This is a genomic window from Marinilabilia rubra, assembly GCF_003121985.1.
GTDB lineage: Bacteria > Bacteroidota > Bacteroidia > Bacteroidales > Marinilabiliaceae > Marinilabilia > Marinilabilia rubra.
On sequence record NZ_QEWP01000012.1, the window covers coordinates 72,879 to 89,833 of the forward strand.

9 protein-coding genes are annotated in these 16,955 nt (G+C 42.2%); 6 read left to right on the top strand and 3 right to left on the bottom strand.

The features are described 5' to 3' along the window. Window positions 1-58: 58 nt before the first annotated feature. Window positions 59-3,139 carry an AAA family ATPase gene (locus DDZ16_RS14375; RefSeq protein WP_109265184.1) on the top strand — a complete coding sequence of 1,027 codons (3,081 nt, stop codon included), beginning with the start codon at window positions 59-61 and terminating at the stop codon, window positions 3,137-3,139. Here DDZ16_RS14375 and DDZ16_RS14380 read toward each other — a convergent pair whose 3' ends face one another. Further along, the gene (locus tag DDZ16_RS14380) at window positions 3,140-7,159 is read right to left on the bottom strand and encodes a hybrid sensor histidine kinase/response regulator transcription factor (RefSeq protein ID WP_109265185.1); all 4,020 of its coding nucleotides are present in this window, start codon (window positions 7,157-7,159) and stop codon (window positions 3,140-3,142) included. 120 nt (window positions 7,160-7,279) lie between these two features. On the opposite strand from DDZ16_RS14380, the gene DDZ16_RS14385 reads away from it, so the two are divergent. From DDZ16_RS14385 to DDZ16_RS14405, 5 genes are all read left to right on the top strand, one after another. After that, a complete protein-coding gene (locus DDZ16_RS14385) occupies window positions 7,280-8,668 on the top strand; it encodes a 3-keto-disaccharide hydrolase (RefSeq protein ID WP_109265186.1) in 1,389 nt (462 codons plus the stop codon). A gap of 242 nt (window positions 8,669-8,910) precedes the next feature. After that, the gene (locus DDZ16_RS14390) at window positions 8,911-10,260 is read left to right on the top strand and encodes a Gfo/Idh/MocA family protein (RefSeq protein WP_109265187.1); all 1,350 of its coding nucleotides are present in this window, start codon (window positions 8,911-8,913) and stop codon (window positions 10,258-10,260) included. Between the two features lie 28 nt (window positions 10,261-10,288). Next, window positions 10,289-11,098, top strand: coding sequence for an FAD:protein FMN transferase (locus DDZ16_RS14395; protein WP_232526707.1), 810 nt, complete (start codon window positions 10,289-10,291; stop codon window positions 11,096-11,098). Window positions 11,099-11,157: 59 nt separating this feature from the next. Then, window positions 11,158-12,444, top strand: a complete 1,287-nt coding sequence (locus DDZ16_RS14400) for a Gfo/Idh/MocA family protein (protein WP_109265189.1) — start codon at window positions 11,158-11,160, stop codon at window positions 12,442-12,444. A gap of 2 nt (window positions 12,445-12,446) precedes the next feature. Continuing rightward, complete coding sequence (locus DDZ16_RS14405; protein WP_109265190.1) at window positions 12,447-12,683, top strand: hypothetical protein; 237 nt, start codon at window positions 12,447-12,449, stop codon at window positions 12,681-12,683. Window positions 12,684-13,076: 393 nt separating this feature from the next. Here DDZ16_RS14405 and DDZ16_RS14410 read toward each other — a convergent pair whose 3' ends face one another. Beyond that, a complete protein-coding gene (locus DDZ16_RS14410) occupies window positions 13,077-15,551 on the bottom strand; it encodes a helix-turn-helix domain-containing protein (protein ID WP_109265191.1) in 2,475 nt (824 codons plus the stop codon). Window positions 15,552-15,990: 439 nt separating this feature from the next. Then, window positions 15,991-16,179 (bottom strand): hypothetical protein, encoded by a 189-nt coding sequence (locus tag DDZ16_RS14415; protein ID WP_109265192.1) that lies wholly within the window; start codon window positions 16,177-16,179, stop codon window positions 15,991-15,993. Window positions 16,180-16,955: the final 776 nt, after the last annotated feature.

The window sequence follows — 16,955 nt, forward strand, 5'->3', positions numbered from 1 at the left end:
CCTATGCACTCTGCCCATTTCACCATTTTACCATTAAACCGTTTCACCATAAAATCGCATGATACCAAAGAAACTCACCCTACAAGGCATTTATTCATATCAGCAAAAGCAGACCATTGACTTTGAAACCCTCACTCATGCCGGCCTGTTTGGGATTTTCGGCAGTGTAGGTTGCGGAAAGTCTACTATTCTCGAGGCTATTTCGTTTGCTTTGTTCGGCCAGTCGGAAAGGCTCAACGCCCGCGACAATCGCAATTACAACATGATGAACCTGAAATCAAATGAGCTGTACATAGATTTTGAGTTTGCCTCAGGAGAAAAAGACTACCGGTTTATTGTACATGGCAAAAGAAACAGCAAGAAGTTTGAGGATGTCAAAAAGCTGGATCGAACTGCTTATCAGCTTAAGAATGACACCTGGGAACCTATTTCTGAAGAAATGGCCGAAGAAATCACCGGGCTCAACTACAACAATTTTCATCGCACCATCATTATACCTCAGGGTAAGTTTCAGGAATTTCTGCAACTAACGGCCAAAGACCGCACCAATATGCTGAGGGAGCTTTTCAACCTCAACAAATTTGAGCTTTACGGACGGGTGGCTGACATCGAGCGCAACAACGATCAGCGCTTGCAGAACCTGAAAGGACAACTCGAGAACATTGGCACCATTGATCCGGAAGAGATAAAAAAGCTGGAAACCCAACTAAAAGTCACTTCCGAAGAATTGAAAAAGGCCAATGATGAATTGAAGAAGATACAGAAGCAGATCAAGGAGCAGGAAGGCATACGCGATCTTCACAAAAAATTATCTGAAAGCAAGCTCCTTCAGGAAAAACTACTGAAGGAGAAAGAGGTCATTGACCGGTTAGAAAAGGAGCTAAAAGAATATGAGACACTTACCAGAGTTTTTCGATCTCCGCTGGAACAAGTCAACAGATTAACAAAAGACCGGGAAAAGATTGAAGGAGAACAAAAACAAGCCAAAGAACAACTGCAAAAACTGCAGGGTCAATACACTAAACTAACTGAAGCCTTTAACCAAACAAGGAAACTCTGGGAACAGCGGGAAAAGTGGCTGCGCGAAGCTGATGAATTAGAAAAAATGGCCGATATCCGCAAACTAAAAACGGACATTGAGAAAGAACTGGAACGTCAGAAAAAGGGCAACCAGATGGTTCAGCAAAATCTGGATGTTTTGGAAGGACTGAAGAAAAGGCAAAAATCAATTAAGGAAGATCTGGCCAAAAAGAAAGAAGCTCTGCCCGATCTTAAGATTCTGTCAGATGTGCGTGACTGGTTTTCGCAATTCAAACAATTGGAAAAAGAGCAAAAAGAGACCAGGCGTTTGCAAAAAGAAACAGATGAGGCGGAAAAACTCATACAACAACAACTTCTTGAGATTGCTGAGAAGTACAGCGTTGCTCAGGCTCAGACTACCGTTGATTTTATCAATAGCTTGCAGGTAACCGTTGCAAAAAACAAAAAGCATCTGGAAGAAGAAAAAACTAAGTTGGAAGCTGAATGGCATCATTTGCAGGTGCAGCAGCAACTGCAAAAATATGCTTACGAACTGGAAGATGGCAAGCCCTGTCCCCTATGCGGTTCAGAGCATCATCCCCATATTTTGAAAGCCGATGACCTTTCAGCAAAACTCCAGGTAATCGAAGAAAGCAGGCAAAAAAGCCAAAAACAGATAACGCAACTCACTGAAGCTGAAACTTCACTTTTGCGGTTGACAGATCGTTATGACAGCCTGAACAAAGAACGAAAAAAACAGATAGAGCATCAGGAACAACTAACTGAACAGATAAAACAGCACAAAGAAAAGTTTCAGTGGGAAAAATTCTCTCCAGAAAAAGAAGATAAGGTAACCGAAGCTTTTAAACAACATGAAATAATCAGCAAGGAGATAAAAAAACTGGAGACTGACCAGGAAAAAATAAATTCAGACACCGAAAAAGCTGAGAAAAACAAAGAAGATTACCGAAAATTACTCGATGAAATTGAACGTTCCATTGTTGAAAAAAAGAGTCGCATTGAAACACTATCCGGTCAGTTCAGAGAGGTTAACCCGGAGCAGCTTAAAAAAATCTCTTCAGACGAGCTCACTCAAAAAGCAGCCGGACTGAAAAAGCAGCATGCCGAAATTGGTGAGCGCTATCAGAAGGAAGAAAAAGAGGTGGCCAACATCGGGAAAGAGCTGGATACACTGAAGGGACGAATTGAAACACGCCAGCAACATCTGGAGCAAACTCAAAAAGAATTGACAGTCCTCAATGAACAGATTGAAACGCTGCTGAAGGAGCATGGGAATCTGCAACGGAAAAAAGTTTCTGAAGTTGTATTTAAACCTTTTGAGATTGATGCTACACGCAAAAAGATCGACCAATACAAACAGGATCTGAACTCAAATACCAATACCATTAAACAATACGAGGAAGAGCTTGACGGGCGAACTTTTGACGAAAAAAAATACCTGGAACTCACACAGGACAACCAAAAGCTCAACAAAACCATAGAAGACCTCAACCGTGCCTGGGGAGAAGCCAACACCTCCCTTACCCGTTTGAAGAAAGATCAGCAAAAGGCCAAAGAACTAAAGAAAGAACACGACAAAGTACAGGAACGGGCCGAGGATCTGAAAATGATGAAAAACCTCTTTAAGGGCGGGGCTTTTGTCAATTACATCTCTACGGTCTATTTGCAGGAACTGGTAAGAGCTGCCAACGATCGGTTTTACAGACTTACACGACAGCACCTTTCGCTCGAACTGGCTCCCGACAACTCATTCCAGGTTCGTGATTACATGAATGAGGGGCATCTGAGAAGTGTCAAAACCCTGTCGGGCGGACAAACGTTCCAGGCGTCCCTTTCACTGGCGCTTGCATTGGCCGACAGCATCCAAAAACATACTTCAACCAGTGGGAATTTCTTCTTCCTTGACGAAGGATTTGGAACCCTGGATCGGGAATCACTTAATATTGTTTTTGATACATTGAAATCGTTGCGACATGAAAACCGGATTGTGGGGGTTATATCGCATGTTGAGGATATGCAGCAGGAGATTTCAACTTACCTGCACATCAAAAATCAGGAAGGCAAAGGTAGCATTGTAAATGCCAGCTGGGAACAATAATCATTTGGCCCAGGCCCCGGGAGTTTCGCCAAACTCTTCCTTGAAGCATTTCCGGAAATGGGCAACACTCTGAAACCCCACCAATTCGGCTACCTGAGAAGCAGGAATTTCCTCCTGCTTCAAGTAGCCGGAAGCTTTATGCAATCTTATCTTTCTCAAATAATCGGCCGCAGCTATGCCTGTTAATGCTTTAAATTTCCTGTAAAAAGTAGAACGGCTCATATTCATTTCAAAGCTGAGGGTTTCTACTCCAAAGTCAGTCTCAGAGTAACGCTTTTCAATTATTTCGTTGACTGACTGCAGAAAGTTCTGATCTCTTTTAGACAATCCCTTACCTGAGTTGATTATTTCGGGTTTGTCTTCAAAATGCTTTTTTAATTTCTCCCTGTTTTCCAGCAATGCCTTCAATCGGGCCAAAAATATCCGGCCGTCAAAGGGTTTTTCGATGTAATCATCCACGCCCAACTCAAATCCTTCAATATGGGTTTCAGCATCGGTACGTGCAGTCAACAGAATAAAAGGAATGTGAGAAGTACGGATATCGGCTTTCACTCTGCGACAAAACTCAATGCCATCCATCACAGGCATCATAACATCTGAAATAATCAGATCAGGTGAAAACGCCTCCATCACCCCGAAAGCCTCACGACCATTTTCAGCTATCCTGACAGTAAACCAACGCTCCAGTAAATCTTTGAGAAATTCCGAAAGCTCATCGTTGTCCTCCACCACTAAAATATTCTTTCCACCAAACCTTGAAAATCCATTTCTCTCTGAAACATAATCAATGTCAGTTTCCTGAATCATAGATTCATCTTCCTTATTCTTGAAATCCCGATCGGCAAAATGCGACCTGCCTTTCAGAAATGTCAAGATAAATTCAGAACCTTTCCCCTCCTCACTTTCAACATCAATGGTGCCTTTCTGAACCTCAGTGAGTCCTTTTACAATTGTCAGACCAATCCCGTGTCCCGCTGCATTCTCCTGTCCCTTTTCCGACCTGTAAAAACGCTTAAAGGCATTATTTACCTCATCCTCTGACATTCCCACACCTTGGTCCTGAACCACCACAGAAAATTGCTTACCTCTTTCAGCGACACTAACCAAAACCGATTTCCCATCCGGTGTATACTTTAAGGCATTGGCCAAAAGATTATAAAGAATCTTCTCGGTTTTGTCAATATCCAGCCAAACCTCAAGCTTCTCCAGTGAACTGAAGAAACGAAGGTTAACACCTCTTTTTAAAGCCAAAGCCTGAAAGGAGTCGACAAGCCCGGCCGTAAAAGCTACAATATCAACCCGGGAAACCGACAAAGCCAATTCTCCCTGGTCCAGTTTCCTGAGATCAATCAACTGGTTAATCATATTCAACAAACGAAGGGCATTATTGCGAATGGTTTTCACCGTTTTGTTTTTGGCATTCCCAAGGCCATCCAAATGAGCCAGAATCAAAGTCAGAGGCGTACGGAAATCATGCGAAATATTCGTAAAAAAACGAAGTTTTGACTGATCTGCTTCATGAAGCTTCTCGGAAATTTCAACAATTTCTTTGTTGCGTTCTCTCAATTCGCGGGTTTGCTCATCCACCTGTTTTTTGAGAAATACATTACGCTTTCTGATTTGCCGCAATCGCATATGATAACCGGCAAAAACAGATGCTAAAAGAGCCAGAATCATTACACTCTTAAACCAACCAGTTTGCCAAAAGGGAGGAATAACTTCGATGTTGAGTCTTTTTACAGGCCCATAATCGGCATGACTAAACGCAGCCTGAACTTCAAAAGTATAATCTCCCGGAGGTACAGCTGCATATCTGGCCTGCCGGTTGTTTCCATCAGAAATAGTCCATTCAGCCTGAAGTCCGGCCAACCGATACCTAAACACATTTTGATTTGGCACATCAAAAGGATAGGCATTAAAACTAATAGCAAAGGAATTCTGACCATGCTTTAGCTCGATACTCTTAGTTTCACCTATAGGTCGCCTCAGTAAAACTCTGTGATTCACGGTATCCCCCGGCAGTATCCGTCTGTTAAACAAACTAAAATTCTCTAAAGTAGCCCCGGCCTTAACCTGAAGCGGATCTATTTCATCAGGGTGAAACCCTACAACGCCCGTATAACCACCATAATAAATTTGTCCATCGGCATCAACAAAATGGGCATCATCCATAAAGAAATCATTGGACAAATAAGTTTTAAAGGATCCCGAAATAGGATTAAACCGGCTAATTCCGCGGTTGGTACTCATCCATAAAATGCCGGAGGAATCAAAACTAAGGCTGTAGATAATGTTATTGCTTAATCCATCCTGCTCAAAATACTTCTTTTCTACTTTGTCTTTATCCAGGCTGTAAAGATTAAGCCCGGAATTGGTGCCAATCCAAAGACTGTCCCCATCAAAAGCCATACAATACACTTTGTTATCCGACAGCTGGTGTGTACTTTTTTGAATGATATCAAAACCCTTGTCCCATTGATCAACCCTGAATAGTCCGTTCTCATCCTTGGCGATCCAATAGTCTCCGTTTTCATCCATTACAATATCCCTTAAACTACCCGGTAAATACCCTCTATTTTCGCTAATAGGGACAACCTTATCCAGTATCATAGAGTCAAGATCGACCCAACCTATATCTTGAGTTGAGGTCAGCATTAAAGTTCCGGACTCCCATTCCTTGATCACATAACACTGATGAGGCCATCGCCAGGATAAACTTGCATCCACGGCTTCAATGCGCTGTTTCTCTTCATTAAATATGCACAACTCCCCCGATTCCCCAATCCAAACATTACCTTTAGAATCCTCAAATATGGAGCGAACATTATTTATTGGACGGGTGCGGCCTGATTTGGTATAATAATGTCTAAAATATTTCTGATGCCCATCAGGAAATATGATGCCCACTCCATTGCGATCAAAGCCCAGCCAAAGATCTCCGTTTGTCCGGCGGCAAATAGCCCTGACGGGATCTGCATCGGGCCTGCTTAATGATGGAGCATTCCAATTATAATGCAGAAATTGGTTTTTCTCATGATTAAAATGGTTGATGCCGTTTTTTTGGGTACCAATCCAAAGATTCCCCAGCTCATCAAACTTCAGATGAGTTACATTGTAACCTTTAAATGTGTAATCGTTTTTCGAATCGTAGGAAAATCTTTCTGAGCTCCACCCATCTTTATTTTTTTGAATTCGCACTAACAAGTTAAATCCGCCAATCCAAAAATCTTTGTTGAAAACAGCAAAACTATTCAGAGTGGATGGTTCAAAATCTGAAAGTCCGACATCCCTGAAACAAAATACAGGCGTCTTTGAATTCAGATCATCCTCCAAATAATATACCCCGTCCTCGGAAAGCACCAACCACCTGCCCTTTTCCTTTTGAATAAAATAACAGGGGAATGAAGATATCCTTTCAGGTTCTTTCTTCAAAGCGGGGCTATCTCCTCCAATCGACCACTCCTGAAGTCCAAATTCACCATATATCAAAAGGATATCCCCTTTCTGATTAATCCCCCGAACATATCCGGGAGCTGTGAAAGTTTGGCACTCCTCAGTATTCAAATTTAAAACACCTGTTCTGTTGCCCTGACTAAACCAGAGCATAGAATCATTATATTGCCAAAGATTGCTGGTTGGTGCAATCCCTGCATCTTCGAATATTTCCTGACCAAAACGCCGAAACTTTTGTTGCGAGGCCTGATATTGATTGAGTACCCCATCACGTGTCGTAATCCAGATATCTCCGTCAATTCCCTTGCCCATTGAGATAAGATGATTTCCTGAAATCCCTCCATCCTTATCTGCTCTGGGTTTAAAAATCTCAAAGTTGTACCCGTTGTATTTATTCAACCCATCAAGAGTACCAGCCCAAACATTTCCATTATCATCGATAACCAAACCGTTGATATTGTTTTGCGACAAACCCGTTGATATATCAAAATGATCGAATCGGGGCGTTTGAGCTCCTATTCGAACAACAGAAATCAACAATAATATAAAAACAAAATAGAACCTCATTATTTATTTGATAATCTGACACATGAATCAAAACCATTCAGTTTTGACACAAAAACATCTAGCCTCCAGGGTTAACAATCCTTAAATTGCCTTCACAAATTAATACTAAAAAGAGGAACTATGAAAAAATGTCTTTCCCTTTTATTTACAATTCTTATGATGTCGATGACCGGGCTGAATGCTCAGAACGACTGGGAAGAACTATTTAACGGTAAAAATCTCCGTGGCTGGGAGACTTTAAACGGAGATGCCTCCTATGATGTTGAGGAAGGGGTCATAATTGGTACATCCGTCACCAAATCGCCCAACACATTTCTGGCAACCAAAAAGGAATTCACCAACTTCATTCTGGAATATGAAATGAAAATGGATGAAGGACTAAACTCAGGTGTCCAAATTCGCAGTCACAGTACCAAAGACTACAACAATGGGCGCGTCCATGGGCTGCAGGTGGAGTGCGAAGACTCCAAACGAGCGTGGGCAGGTGGTCTTTACGACGAAGCTCGCAAAGGCTGGCGCTATCCGCTTGAATACAACACTGAGGCCAGGGATGCCTTCAAAAAAGGTGAGTGGAACTCTTTCAAAGTGGTGGCTTTCGATCACCATATTATGACCTGGGTTAATGGCGTTCCTACCTCAAACCTGGTTGAAGAAGACATTGAAACGGGCTTTATTGCTCTCCAGGTTCACGGCATCGGAAACAACAAAAAGCTGGCAGGTAAAGAAATAAGATGGAAGAACATTCGTCTGAAAGAAATCACCGAAAGTGACTTCGATGAATACAGAAATATGGAAGCTCCGGAGGTGAGTTACCTGAAAAATCAGCTTACAGAACGTGAAAAAGCCAATGGCTGGAAACTGCTGTGGGACGGAAAAACCACTGAAGGGTGGCGGGGTGCCAAACTTGATCATTTTCCCGAAAAAGGCTGGAGCACCAATAATGGGATTCTAAAGGTTCATGCCTCAGGAGGTGGAGAATCAGAAAATGGTGGAGACATTGTTACCAAAAAGCAATACGCAGACTTTATGCTCATTGTGGACTTCAGCATCACCAAAGGCGCCAACAGCGGCATCAAATATTTTGTAGATACTGAGTTAAACAAAGGAGCAGGATCTTCCATCGGATGCGAGTTTCAGATTCTGGACGACAGGCATCACCCCGATGCAAAAAAAGGCGTTAACGGCAACCGCACCATGGCGTCACTTTATGATTTGATAAGAGCCAATGGTTTTGAATACAATCCACACTTACCCCGTGAAAAATATGTCAACGGTTACGACAATTGGAACCGTGCTAAAATCATCGTAAAGGGCAAGAAAGTCCAGCATTTTCTCAACGGCATCAAAGTAGTTGAATACGAGCGTGACACCCAAATGTGGAGGGCCCTGGTAGCTTACAGCAAATACAGTAAATGGCCCAACTTTGGAGAATATAAAAAAGGAAATATACTGCTGCAAGATCATGGCAATGAAGTAGAGTTCAAGAACATCAAGATTAAGGAACTTTAGGAGGATTTAATAAGGGGCTGTCTCAAAAGTCTAAAACACCAAAAGAGTGTCATGTTGAGCGCAGGCGAGACATCTTTTTGTCAGACAAAAAGATTCTTCGACAAGCTCAGAATGACATTCAACTTAGAAGACAGCCTCCACGGAACAATCAACAGATACTGAGATAGACCGTCATAAGGATCAACAGAATCACGAAAAAACATTGAGAAAAACAATCATCAGTGTCAACAAAAGAGCAGATCATGAAAAAAGATAAAAACTCAAGAAGAGAATTCCTAAAGAAATCCGCTTTGGGCGCCGCAGGGCTGACCATTGCCGGTATGGGAATGAGCCCCAAAAGTTATGCAGGCATAATGGGCGCTAATGACCGGTTAAATGTGGCCATTATTGGCCTGGGCCGACGGTTGGGCGCTTACATCCCACCTATTGCTGATGCCAAAAGCAATGTTCGTCTGCTTTACCTCTGCGATGTAATGCAAAGTCAGATGGATAATGCCGCCAAAAGATTTGGAGAAGTATTGGATTACAGTCCGACACTGGAAGAAGATTTCTTCAAAGTTATCGACGATAAAGATGTGGATGCCGTTTTCCTGGCCACACCCGATCACTGGCACGCACCAGGAACCTGGCTGGCTAATGCTGCAGGCAAACATGTTTATGTAGAAAAACCCTGTAGCCACAATCCCTATGAAGGAGAATTACTGGTAAAATCGAGAGACCGATATGGGAAGGTTATACAAATGGGAAATCAGCAGCGTTCTTCTTTAGAGACCAACGAAATCATCAATGAGATCCATAATGGAGCCATTGGGGAAGTATATATGGCCAAAGCCTTTTACAGTAACGCTCGTGGCAGGGTGATCAATCCAACCAAAGCAGCTCCCCCGCAAGGATTGAACTGGGAATTGTGGCAAGGCCCTGCACCCAGAAAAGCCTATGAACACAATACATGGGATTACAACTGGCACTGGTATGGCTGGGACTATGGCACCGCCGAAACAGGGAATAATGCTGTTCATGAGTTAGACGTGGCCCGCTGGGCTTTGAAAGTGGACTTTCCTGAAGCCGTGATGGTCAATTCGGGTAAATACCATTGGCCGGATGACGGCTGGACAATGTACGATACAATGGATGCCACATTTCGGTTTCCCGGGAATAAAATCATTAAATGGGACGGCAAAAGCCGAAACTCCCATAAAACCTATGGTTCAGGACGTGGAACCATCATTTATGGTACTGAAGGAAGTGTTTGGGTAGACCGAGGTGGCTATAAGCTCTTTGACCGCAACGGGAGTCTCATTAAGGAAAAACATTCGGGCAGTAGCGAGGGCGGTACACAATTAGGTGGCGGCGGTAGCATGTCCACAAGACACGCCCGTAACTTTTTCGAAGCCATCAGAGGAAAAGAGAAGCAACACTCCCCAATCGACGAAGGTGCTACCAGTACTTTGCTGGGACATTTGGCCAACATTTCATCTCGCACAGGAGAGTCGCTTATTTGTGATCCTAAAAACGGACACATTACAAATAGTTATAAGGCCATGGAATTATGGGAAAGAACATATGAAAAAGGCTGGGAACCAAAATTCTGACAAGATACATCACAAAAATGCTTTCCTGATGAATACCCTTCTGGACATAGTCCTTTGGGGTATTGATCGGGAATTGGCTGAAATGGTCTCGGACAGGATTTTTGGGCAAATAAAGCAACTTCAAAAGGTGCTGGATCGCTTTAATCCCGACGCCGAAACCTTTCAAATCAATCAAACAGCTCATTCCAACGAATTGGTAGTAAGTCCGGTCCTTCTTAAAGAGATAAAAAGAGGTATTGAAGACTTTCATCGCTCGCAAGGTTATTTCAATGTGTTTGCCGGAGGGGCCTATGCTTCATTAAAAGAAACGGACCGCCCCCCAGCCGGAAGAGTTACAGAGTTTATGCCCGAGGAAATGATCGCAATTAACGAATCCCAAAACAAAATCCGGTTTCTTCACAATGGTGTATCACTTGATTTTGGAGGGATCGGGAAAGGACTGGCACTGGATGAGGCCTCAAAAACATTGGATGAGATGAAGATAAAAAATGCCTTTATCAGTTTTGGCGGCAGTTCCATATTAACACGGGGGCATCATCCACACGGAGATTATTGGCCCTTTTCCTTTCAGGACAATAAAATTGAAGAAGCAGTTTGGGCACTCAACAACGATGCTGTTTCTGTAAGCGGTTCAGGCGTGGGATCTGGAAACCATCCCCACATATTGGATCCCAGATCCGGACGACCATCTGAAAACATTACTGCAGGTGTACAAAGTGATAGTGCCGCTGAAGCAGAAATTCTATCAACAGCTCTGGTCGCCGCACCACCTGCAAAGCATCAGGAGATAGTCAGTCATTTCAACATAAAAAAATGGGCTGTTTTTGACATTCATTAGACACAAAACATTTAACTATCCTGAGAATATACATCAGGACTGAAAATCAAAAATATTTCATGAAAGATAAAATTCAATCAAGAAGAGCATTTCTCAAAAAAATGGCGCTCACCGGTTCTGTGGCAACTTTGGCGGCTTCGCCCTGGCTCAATGCATTTGCCCAACCTTCCACGGCCGGCCAAAGACCGTCAGACAGAGTTAGACTGGCCATCATCGGGACAGGTAGCCGCGGCAAACAACTCCTGCGGTTTTTATTAGAATTAAAAGAATCCAATAATCTGGAAATTGCTGCGCTTTGCGATGTTTATCCCCCCCACCTTCAGGAGGTGAATAAAATGTGTAAAGAAAATGCTCTCACTCCGACTCTTTATAATAATTACGAAGCACTTCTCGCAAAAGAAAAGTTAGACGGTGTAATCATTGCCACTCCATTGCATCAGCATGCCCATATCGCCATTGATTGCATGCAGGCCGGCATCCACGTATTTTGTGAAAAATCAATGGCACGTACAATGGATACCACAAAAGCCATGTATGATGCCCATCAATCTACAGGCAGAATTCTTCAGATAGGTCATCAGCGCTTGTTCAACCCTGTTTATCTTGAAGGAATGCAACGCATTCATAAAGGGAAGCTTGGCCAATTGGGGCAATTACGCGCCTACTGGCATCGTAATAACGACTGGCGGCGTCCGGTACCCGACAACACCGTTGAGATGGAACGCTTCATCAACTGGCGGCTTTATAAAGAATATTCGGCCGGACTTCTGACTGAGTTAATGTCGCACCAGATTCAGGTGTCGAACTGGGCCCTCCAAAAAACACCCGTTTCGGTAACCGGAACAGGAAGTATCGTTTTCTGGAAAGACGGCCGGGAGGTAAACGACAATGTGGCCCTGATCTATTCTTACAATGATGGCACTCAGTTTATTTACGACTCCATGACCAGCAATAAAAAGTATGGTTTGGAAGAACAAATCATGGGACATAAAGGCACCATTGAATTTGAAACAAACCGCTACTATACAGAAACACCTCCTCCGGCTCCTGGCATTCTGCAATTGCTCAACGATATGGAATCAGGATTTTTTGGCAAAGTAATGGTTGGTGGCGCCAGTTGGGTACCCGAAACAGCCGTAAAATACAATGGTGAGCCCATTATTGAGAACACTGATTTTTACGATTCAGCCCTTCAGCTGGAGGCTTTTGCCAAATACATTAGAGAAGGCAAAGCACCGGAAGCCCTAACAAGAGAAGGCTACAATGCCAGCATCTGGACTTTGCTGGGTGAAGTTGCTATTGAAACAGGAGAGAAACTTACACTTCCCGAAAAATATAGGATCTAGTTATGAAGAATATTATCATCACCCCCCGCCAACTCAGAAGAGAATTTTTTATCTGGCTGCTTTGTTTTATTGGAGCAATAGGGCTCAATATCTACTCAATTATAAATTACAATACCAGTTGGAGCGAACTATATACTCACATTGGGTACGTTTTTGCATTCAGTATTGTGATTTATGTTATTCTATGGGTTCTCCGTGGATTGTTTTTATTGGTGAAGTATTTTTCACGAAAGAGGTAAATGGGAATCAATAGCATATAGTAGAGGACGTTGCATCAAAAACATTTAACCAAAAGCATGTCTTGTTTAGCGTAGTCAAAACATCTTTTTATCAAACGAAAAGATACTTCGGCTACGCTACCAATGACAGATTTCTGTAAAAATCAAAATTTCAGCAAATTGAAAGTTGGCCCCCCTGCCTGCAGGCAGGCATTCGGGGACCCGATATTCTAAGTAAGGCCTGGCCCCGGGTTTTTCACCCAGCCTGTCCCGGATTTTAATCGGGAGGGTTATCCAAATTTGCCCCATTCCAGGGACAAGGCATTTACCTTGTCATTTTCGCATTATTACCCAAGATTATTTGGGGTAGGCACTCAGGATTACATCAAATATGGACTTTTGAGATATCCTCCTTTATGAAACCCCTTCTTTTTTCTGAAACGCCATATGGTGCTGAATAAGCCTTATCTCCTCCCAACTAACTTCATCGCCAAATTGCTCCTTAACAGAAGTCATACTTTCCGGTGCATTCTCCCGAATCCAGGCAGCAACTTTTTTCACTTTTTCGGCAGAGACTATCTGAAAAACATTTACTTCACCCAGGCCAACAAAATGTCCAAGATGCCGGAAAATGGTAGTATCCTTCAAACTACGTTCTTCCGCTATTTCGTCCACGCTCTTTCCTTTCTTAAAAAGATCGAAAGTCACTTTTTTGGTATCCACTTTCTCCTTTTTCTTTTTAGGAGCAGGCATTTCAAAGGGATCAATGTTACCTGAAGATGTTTCAATACCCTTATCTTTACAATAGTCGAAAACAATTTCCAATACTTCTTTTCCAAACTGCTCCAACTTAGCCTTTCCAAAACCATGAATCTTCTTCATATCCTTTAACGACCCCGGCAATGTATTGGCAATATGTTTCATTGATTTTATCTGCAAAATCATATATACATCACGATCCAACTCCTCTGCCTGATCGTCACGCCATTGTTTTAATCGGGCATAAAGTTCCGGATGCTCAACCTTGACATTGTTTGTGACAGTGGATTTGGCTTTCGGTTGCTTAACCTTCTCAAGTGCCCCTTTTGCCTTGGCTTTAAGATAGGTTTCCACAGAAAAGCCACTCTTACAGGCTTCAAAAGCAAAAGCTCTAACCATAAGTTCTGTTCCCAGTCTATCAAAAGCCTGTTTCAGCGATTTACGTACGGCTTTATTGTCAGTCTCTATCTTTAATTCTCCAAATGGAACGACCAGCCCCGCTGCCATTTTTTCGTGAAACCAATGACAGGCCTTTTTAATGCGATCCTGCAGATGATCATTATTGTCCGTATCTGGGTTTTCCTGCATCAACCTATTCACCTGAGAAAAAAACTTTTCGGCCACCGGTCTCATTTCTGATGTCACCAATGTTTTCATATTCCCCAACAAAACCGGTAATTCATCCTGAACAGCTCCTTTGTTTTCATAAACAACACGTAAGCTATAGCTCAGCTGAGATTCCAATGAGATCATTGAAAACATCTCCCGGAGAATGGTCAAACGGTAATCCTTTTTGGCTACATCCAAGGTAGCTGCGTCAGCGGGCTCCTCCTCCACTTTTTTGGTAAACCCGGTTACTTCTGCATCGGTTTTCAAAGCCCTCACATCTAATGGCTTTGTTAACACAAGTCCTTCCAGTGATTTGCATCGGCTTAGTGCCACATACACCTGTCCATGGGCAAATGCTGCGTTGGCATCAATAATGGCCTTTTCGAAAGTGAGCCCCTGACTTTTATGAATGGTAATGGCCCAGGCAGTCTTAAGAGGATACTGAGTAAAAGTTCCTTCAATTTCTTCCTGAATCTCCTTGGTCTCTTCATCTATTTTGTACCGGGCATTGTCCCAACGGTCTGTTTTCACTTCAATGGCTTCGTAATCTCCCGGACATTTAACAAATATGGAATCGTTGGTAAAACCCGTTATTTTGCCTATTTTCCCATTGTAATAAAGTTTTTCAGGTGAGGGATCATTTTTCACAAACATCACCTGAGCTCCCGTTTTCAAAACCAGGTCACCCTCGGTTGGAAAATTACTTTCAGGAAAATTGCCCTCCACCTTTGCTTTAAACTTATGTGAATCTCCTGGTAATTTTTGCAAGCGTGCATCGTTTATTTTTCGTGCCTGAAAATTATGGGTAGTAAGTGTGATGTATCCTTCGGCATCTCCCTGAATAATTTCAGGCCTGTGAGATTGATTGAGAAGATTTATTCCCTGTTCATCAAGCTTATTATCACGGATTTTATTCAATACGGTAATAAAGCTGTCGTCCTGTTGCCTGAAAATCTGTTTCAGCTCAATGCTGACATAGTTGGTTTTCTGCAATGCACGGCTTCCAAAAAAGAATGCCGAGTCGAAATGCGGGCGAAGCAATGCCCAATCTTCATCTTTTACGACAGGCGCCAATTGCTGCAAATCGCCAATCATCAACAGTTGCACCCCCCCAAAAGGCAGACTGCTCCGGCGGTAACGGCGCAAAACCTCATCAATCCCGTCCAGCAGGTCAGACCGAACCATACTGATTTCATCAATCACCAAAAGATCCAGAGTTCGTATAATATCAATCTTTTGACGACTGAAACGGTGGGCACTGCGATTGTCCTGACTCCCGGCACCCGGAAGTATGGGGCCAAAAGGCAACTGAAAGAAAGAGTGAATGGTAACCCCGCCGGCATTTATGGCAGCTACTCCGGTTGGCGCAACTACCACCATACGTTTGGGAAGTGTAGCCTTTAAATTATGAAGAAAGGTAGTCTTTCCGGTACCCGCCTTTCCGGTAAGAAATACATTGCGGTTGGTAGACTCAATAAATTCACGGGCCAGATTGAGTTCAGGGTTGGTCTGAAATTCCATTATTCTGTTTTTTGAAAATTTATAATGTCCAAAATTAGGATTTCAAGACGAGGTTATCAATTTTTTATAGCCAAAGAATTTAAGGAGACAACTAAAGTTCAGGACAATTTGACACTAGCTACTTAGTGCCTGATTATAAAGTAAATAAAACTTGTTTTTACCGGGTTCATAAAGGAAAAATGGAAATCAACCATTAATCAATTGACCGCTATTTCGTCAAAAGAACCTGTCATTGATCCCCAATAAAGCAGTCAAAAGAGGAAAAATAAAATTTTCCTGATCATAGTGATCAACATTTCAGAGCTAAAAATGTAAATTGAAGATTATCATTTTTTGTTTCAACTTTCCTAAGCTTCCCAAAGGAAATCTGAAAACCTGACTGCCAATGGAGAGGGGGTTCAATATGCATATCTCACATAAAAACCGGCGTAAAAACACATTACCGGTTGCCTCTCCCTCTTACATCACAAACAGCTTTAAATCTGATTTTCAATGACTCAACAAACTCCTCTCGTGGAGAAACAAGCATCTCTTTTAACCGGTCTTCAGGAAGATTGAGCAAAAGTTCCTGCAGGTAGAGACTTCGGTTTATAATTACATCCAAATTCATAGTAGAAATGTTTTTCATTAGCATTCTTTTTGGGGTTTATTTAATTAAAACGAAGCTTAGAAAAAAAAATTATTCAATCCATAACCAAAAATTAATTTTGAACGTTATGTAATAGTGACTGGCCGTTAAGCCATCAGTAACTATTTGAGTTTATTCCCCATGCAATCCAGATCAGGATTCTTCCGGAATAACATTAAATACTCAAGAACAGAGTTTTCTCATAGTCTCAGTAGAATAAAAAGTAACCTCAGGCAGAGGGCAGAAGAAAACAACCCTATTGGCCCTAATTCGTGACAACTGATAAGTCCGGGCAGCCTGATAAGCAAAAATCCGGCTCTTGTATCAATTGCTTGTGAATGATTTTTTTCATGATTTGAGTAACAATAGATCGTTAGTCCCGAAGCTTCTGGATAAATATAAGATCTAAGACCAAACATATAGTACTGATATTATAATCTTTAACACACATGTGCTTTTAATTTAAAGCAATTGGTTTTTACTCTTTTAAAATCCAAACCCCTTGAGATAAGAAAGTATTGAGTAAGATATAAAGAATAAAATATGAGTTTTGGGGATTAATCTCCCCGTGATGTTTTCAATTTCCAAAGGTTAGCAGGAACAATGTAAAAAAATATATTACTGAATCTTCCTGTTGTAAATTGATAATAGTTGATTAAATTTTCCCATTTTTGCAGTTATTGCACCTCTTATATAGGAAAATGTATTGCCCTTTTATTACTCGCACAAGGATGTAATATGGGTGATTAATTCCCGTTTAAGGATCATTGTTGATC

Excerpts from the sequence above, each read along its gene's own strand:
- DDZ16_RS14375 (WP_109265184.1), top strand. The coding sequence starts at position 59 with ATGATACCAAAGAAACTCACCCTACAAGGCATTTATTCATATCAGCAA.
- DDZ16_RS14380 (WP_109265185.1), bottom strand. The coding sequence starts at position 7,159 with ATGAGGTTCTATTTTGTTTTTATATTATTGTTGATTTCTGTTGTTCGA.
- DDZ16_RS14405 (WP_109265190.1), top strand. The coding sequence starts at position 12,447 with ATGAAGAATATTATCATCACCCCCCGCCAACTCAGAAGAGAATTTTTT.
- DDZ16_RS14415 (WP_109265192.1), bottom strand. The coding sequence starts at position 16,179 with ATGAAAAACATTTCTACTATGAATTTGGATGTAATTATAAACCGAAGT.
- DDZ16_RS14385 (WP_109265186.1), top strand. The coding sequence starts at position 7,280 with ATGAAAAAATGTCTTTCCCTTTTATTTACAATTCTTATGATGTCGATG.
- DDZ16_RS14400 (WP_109265189.1), top strand. The coding sequence starts at position 11,158 with ATGAAAGATAAAATTCAATCAAGAAGAGCATTTCTCAAAAAAATGGCG.
- DDZ16_RS14395 (WP_232526707.1), top strand. The coding sequence starts at position 10,289 with ATGAATACCCTTCTGGACATAGTCCTTTGGGGTATTGATCGGGAATTG.
- DDZ16_RS14390 (WP_109265187.1), top strand. The coding sequence starts at position 8,911 with ATGAAAAAAGATAAAAACTCAAGAAGAGAATTCCTAAAGAAATCCGCT.
- DDZ16_RS14410 (WP_109265191.1), bottom strand. The coding sequence starts at position 15,551 with ATGGAATTTCAGACCAACCCTGAACTCAATCTGGCCCGTGAATTTATT.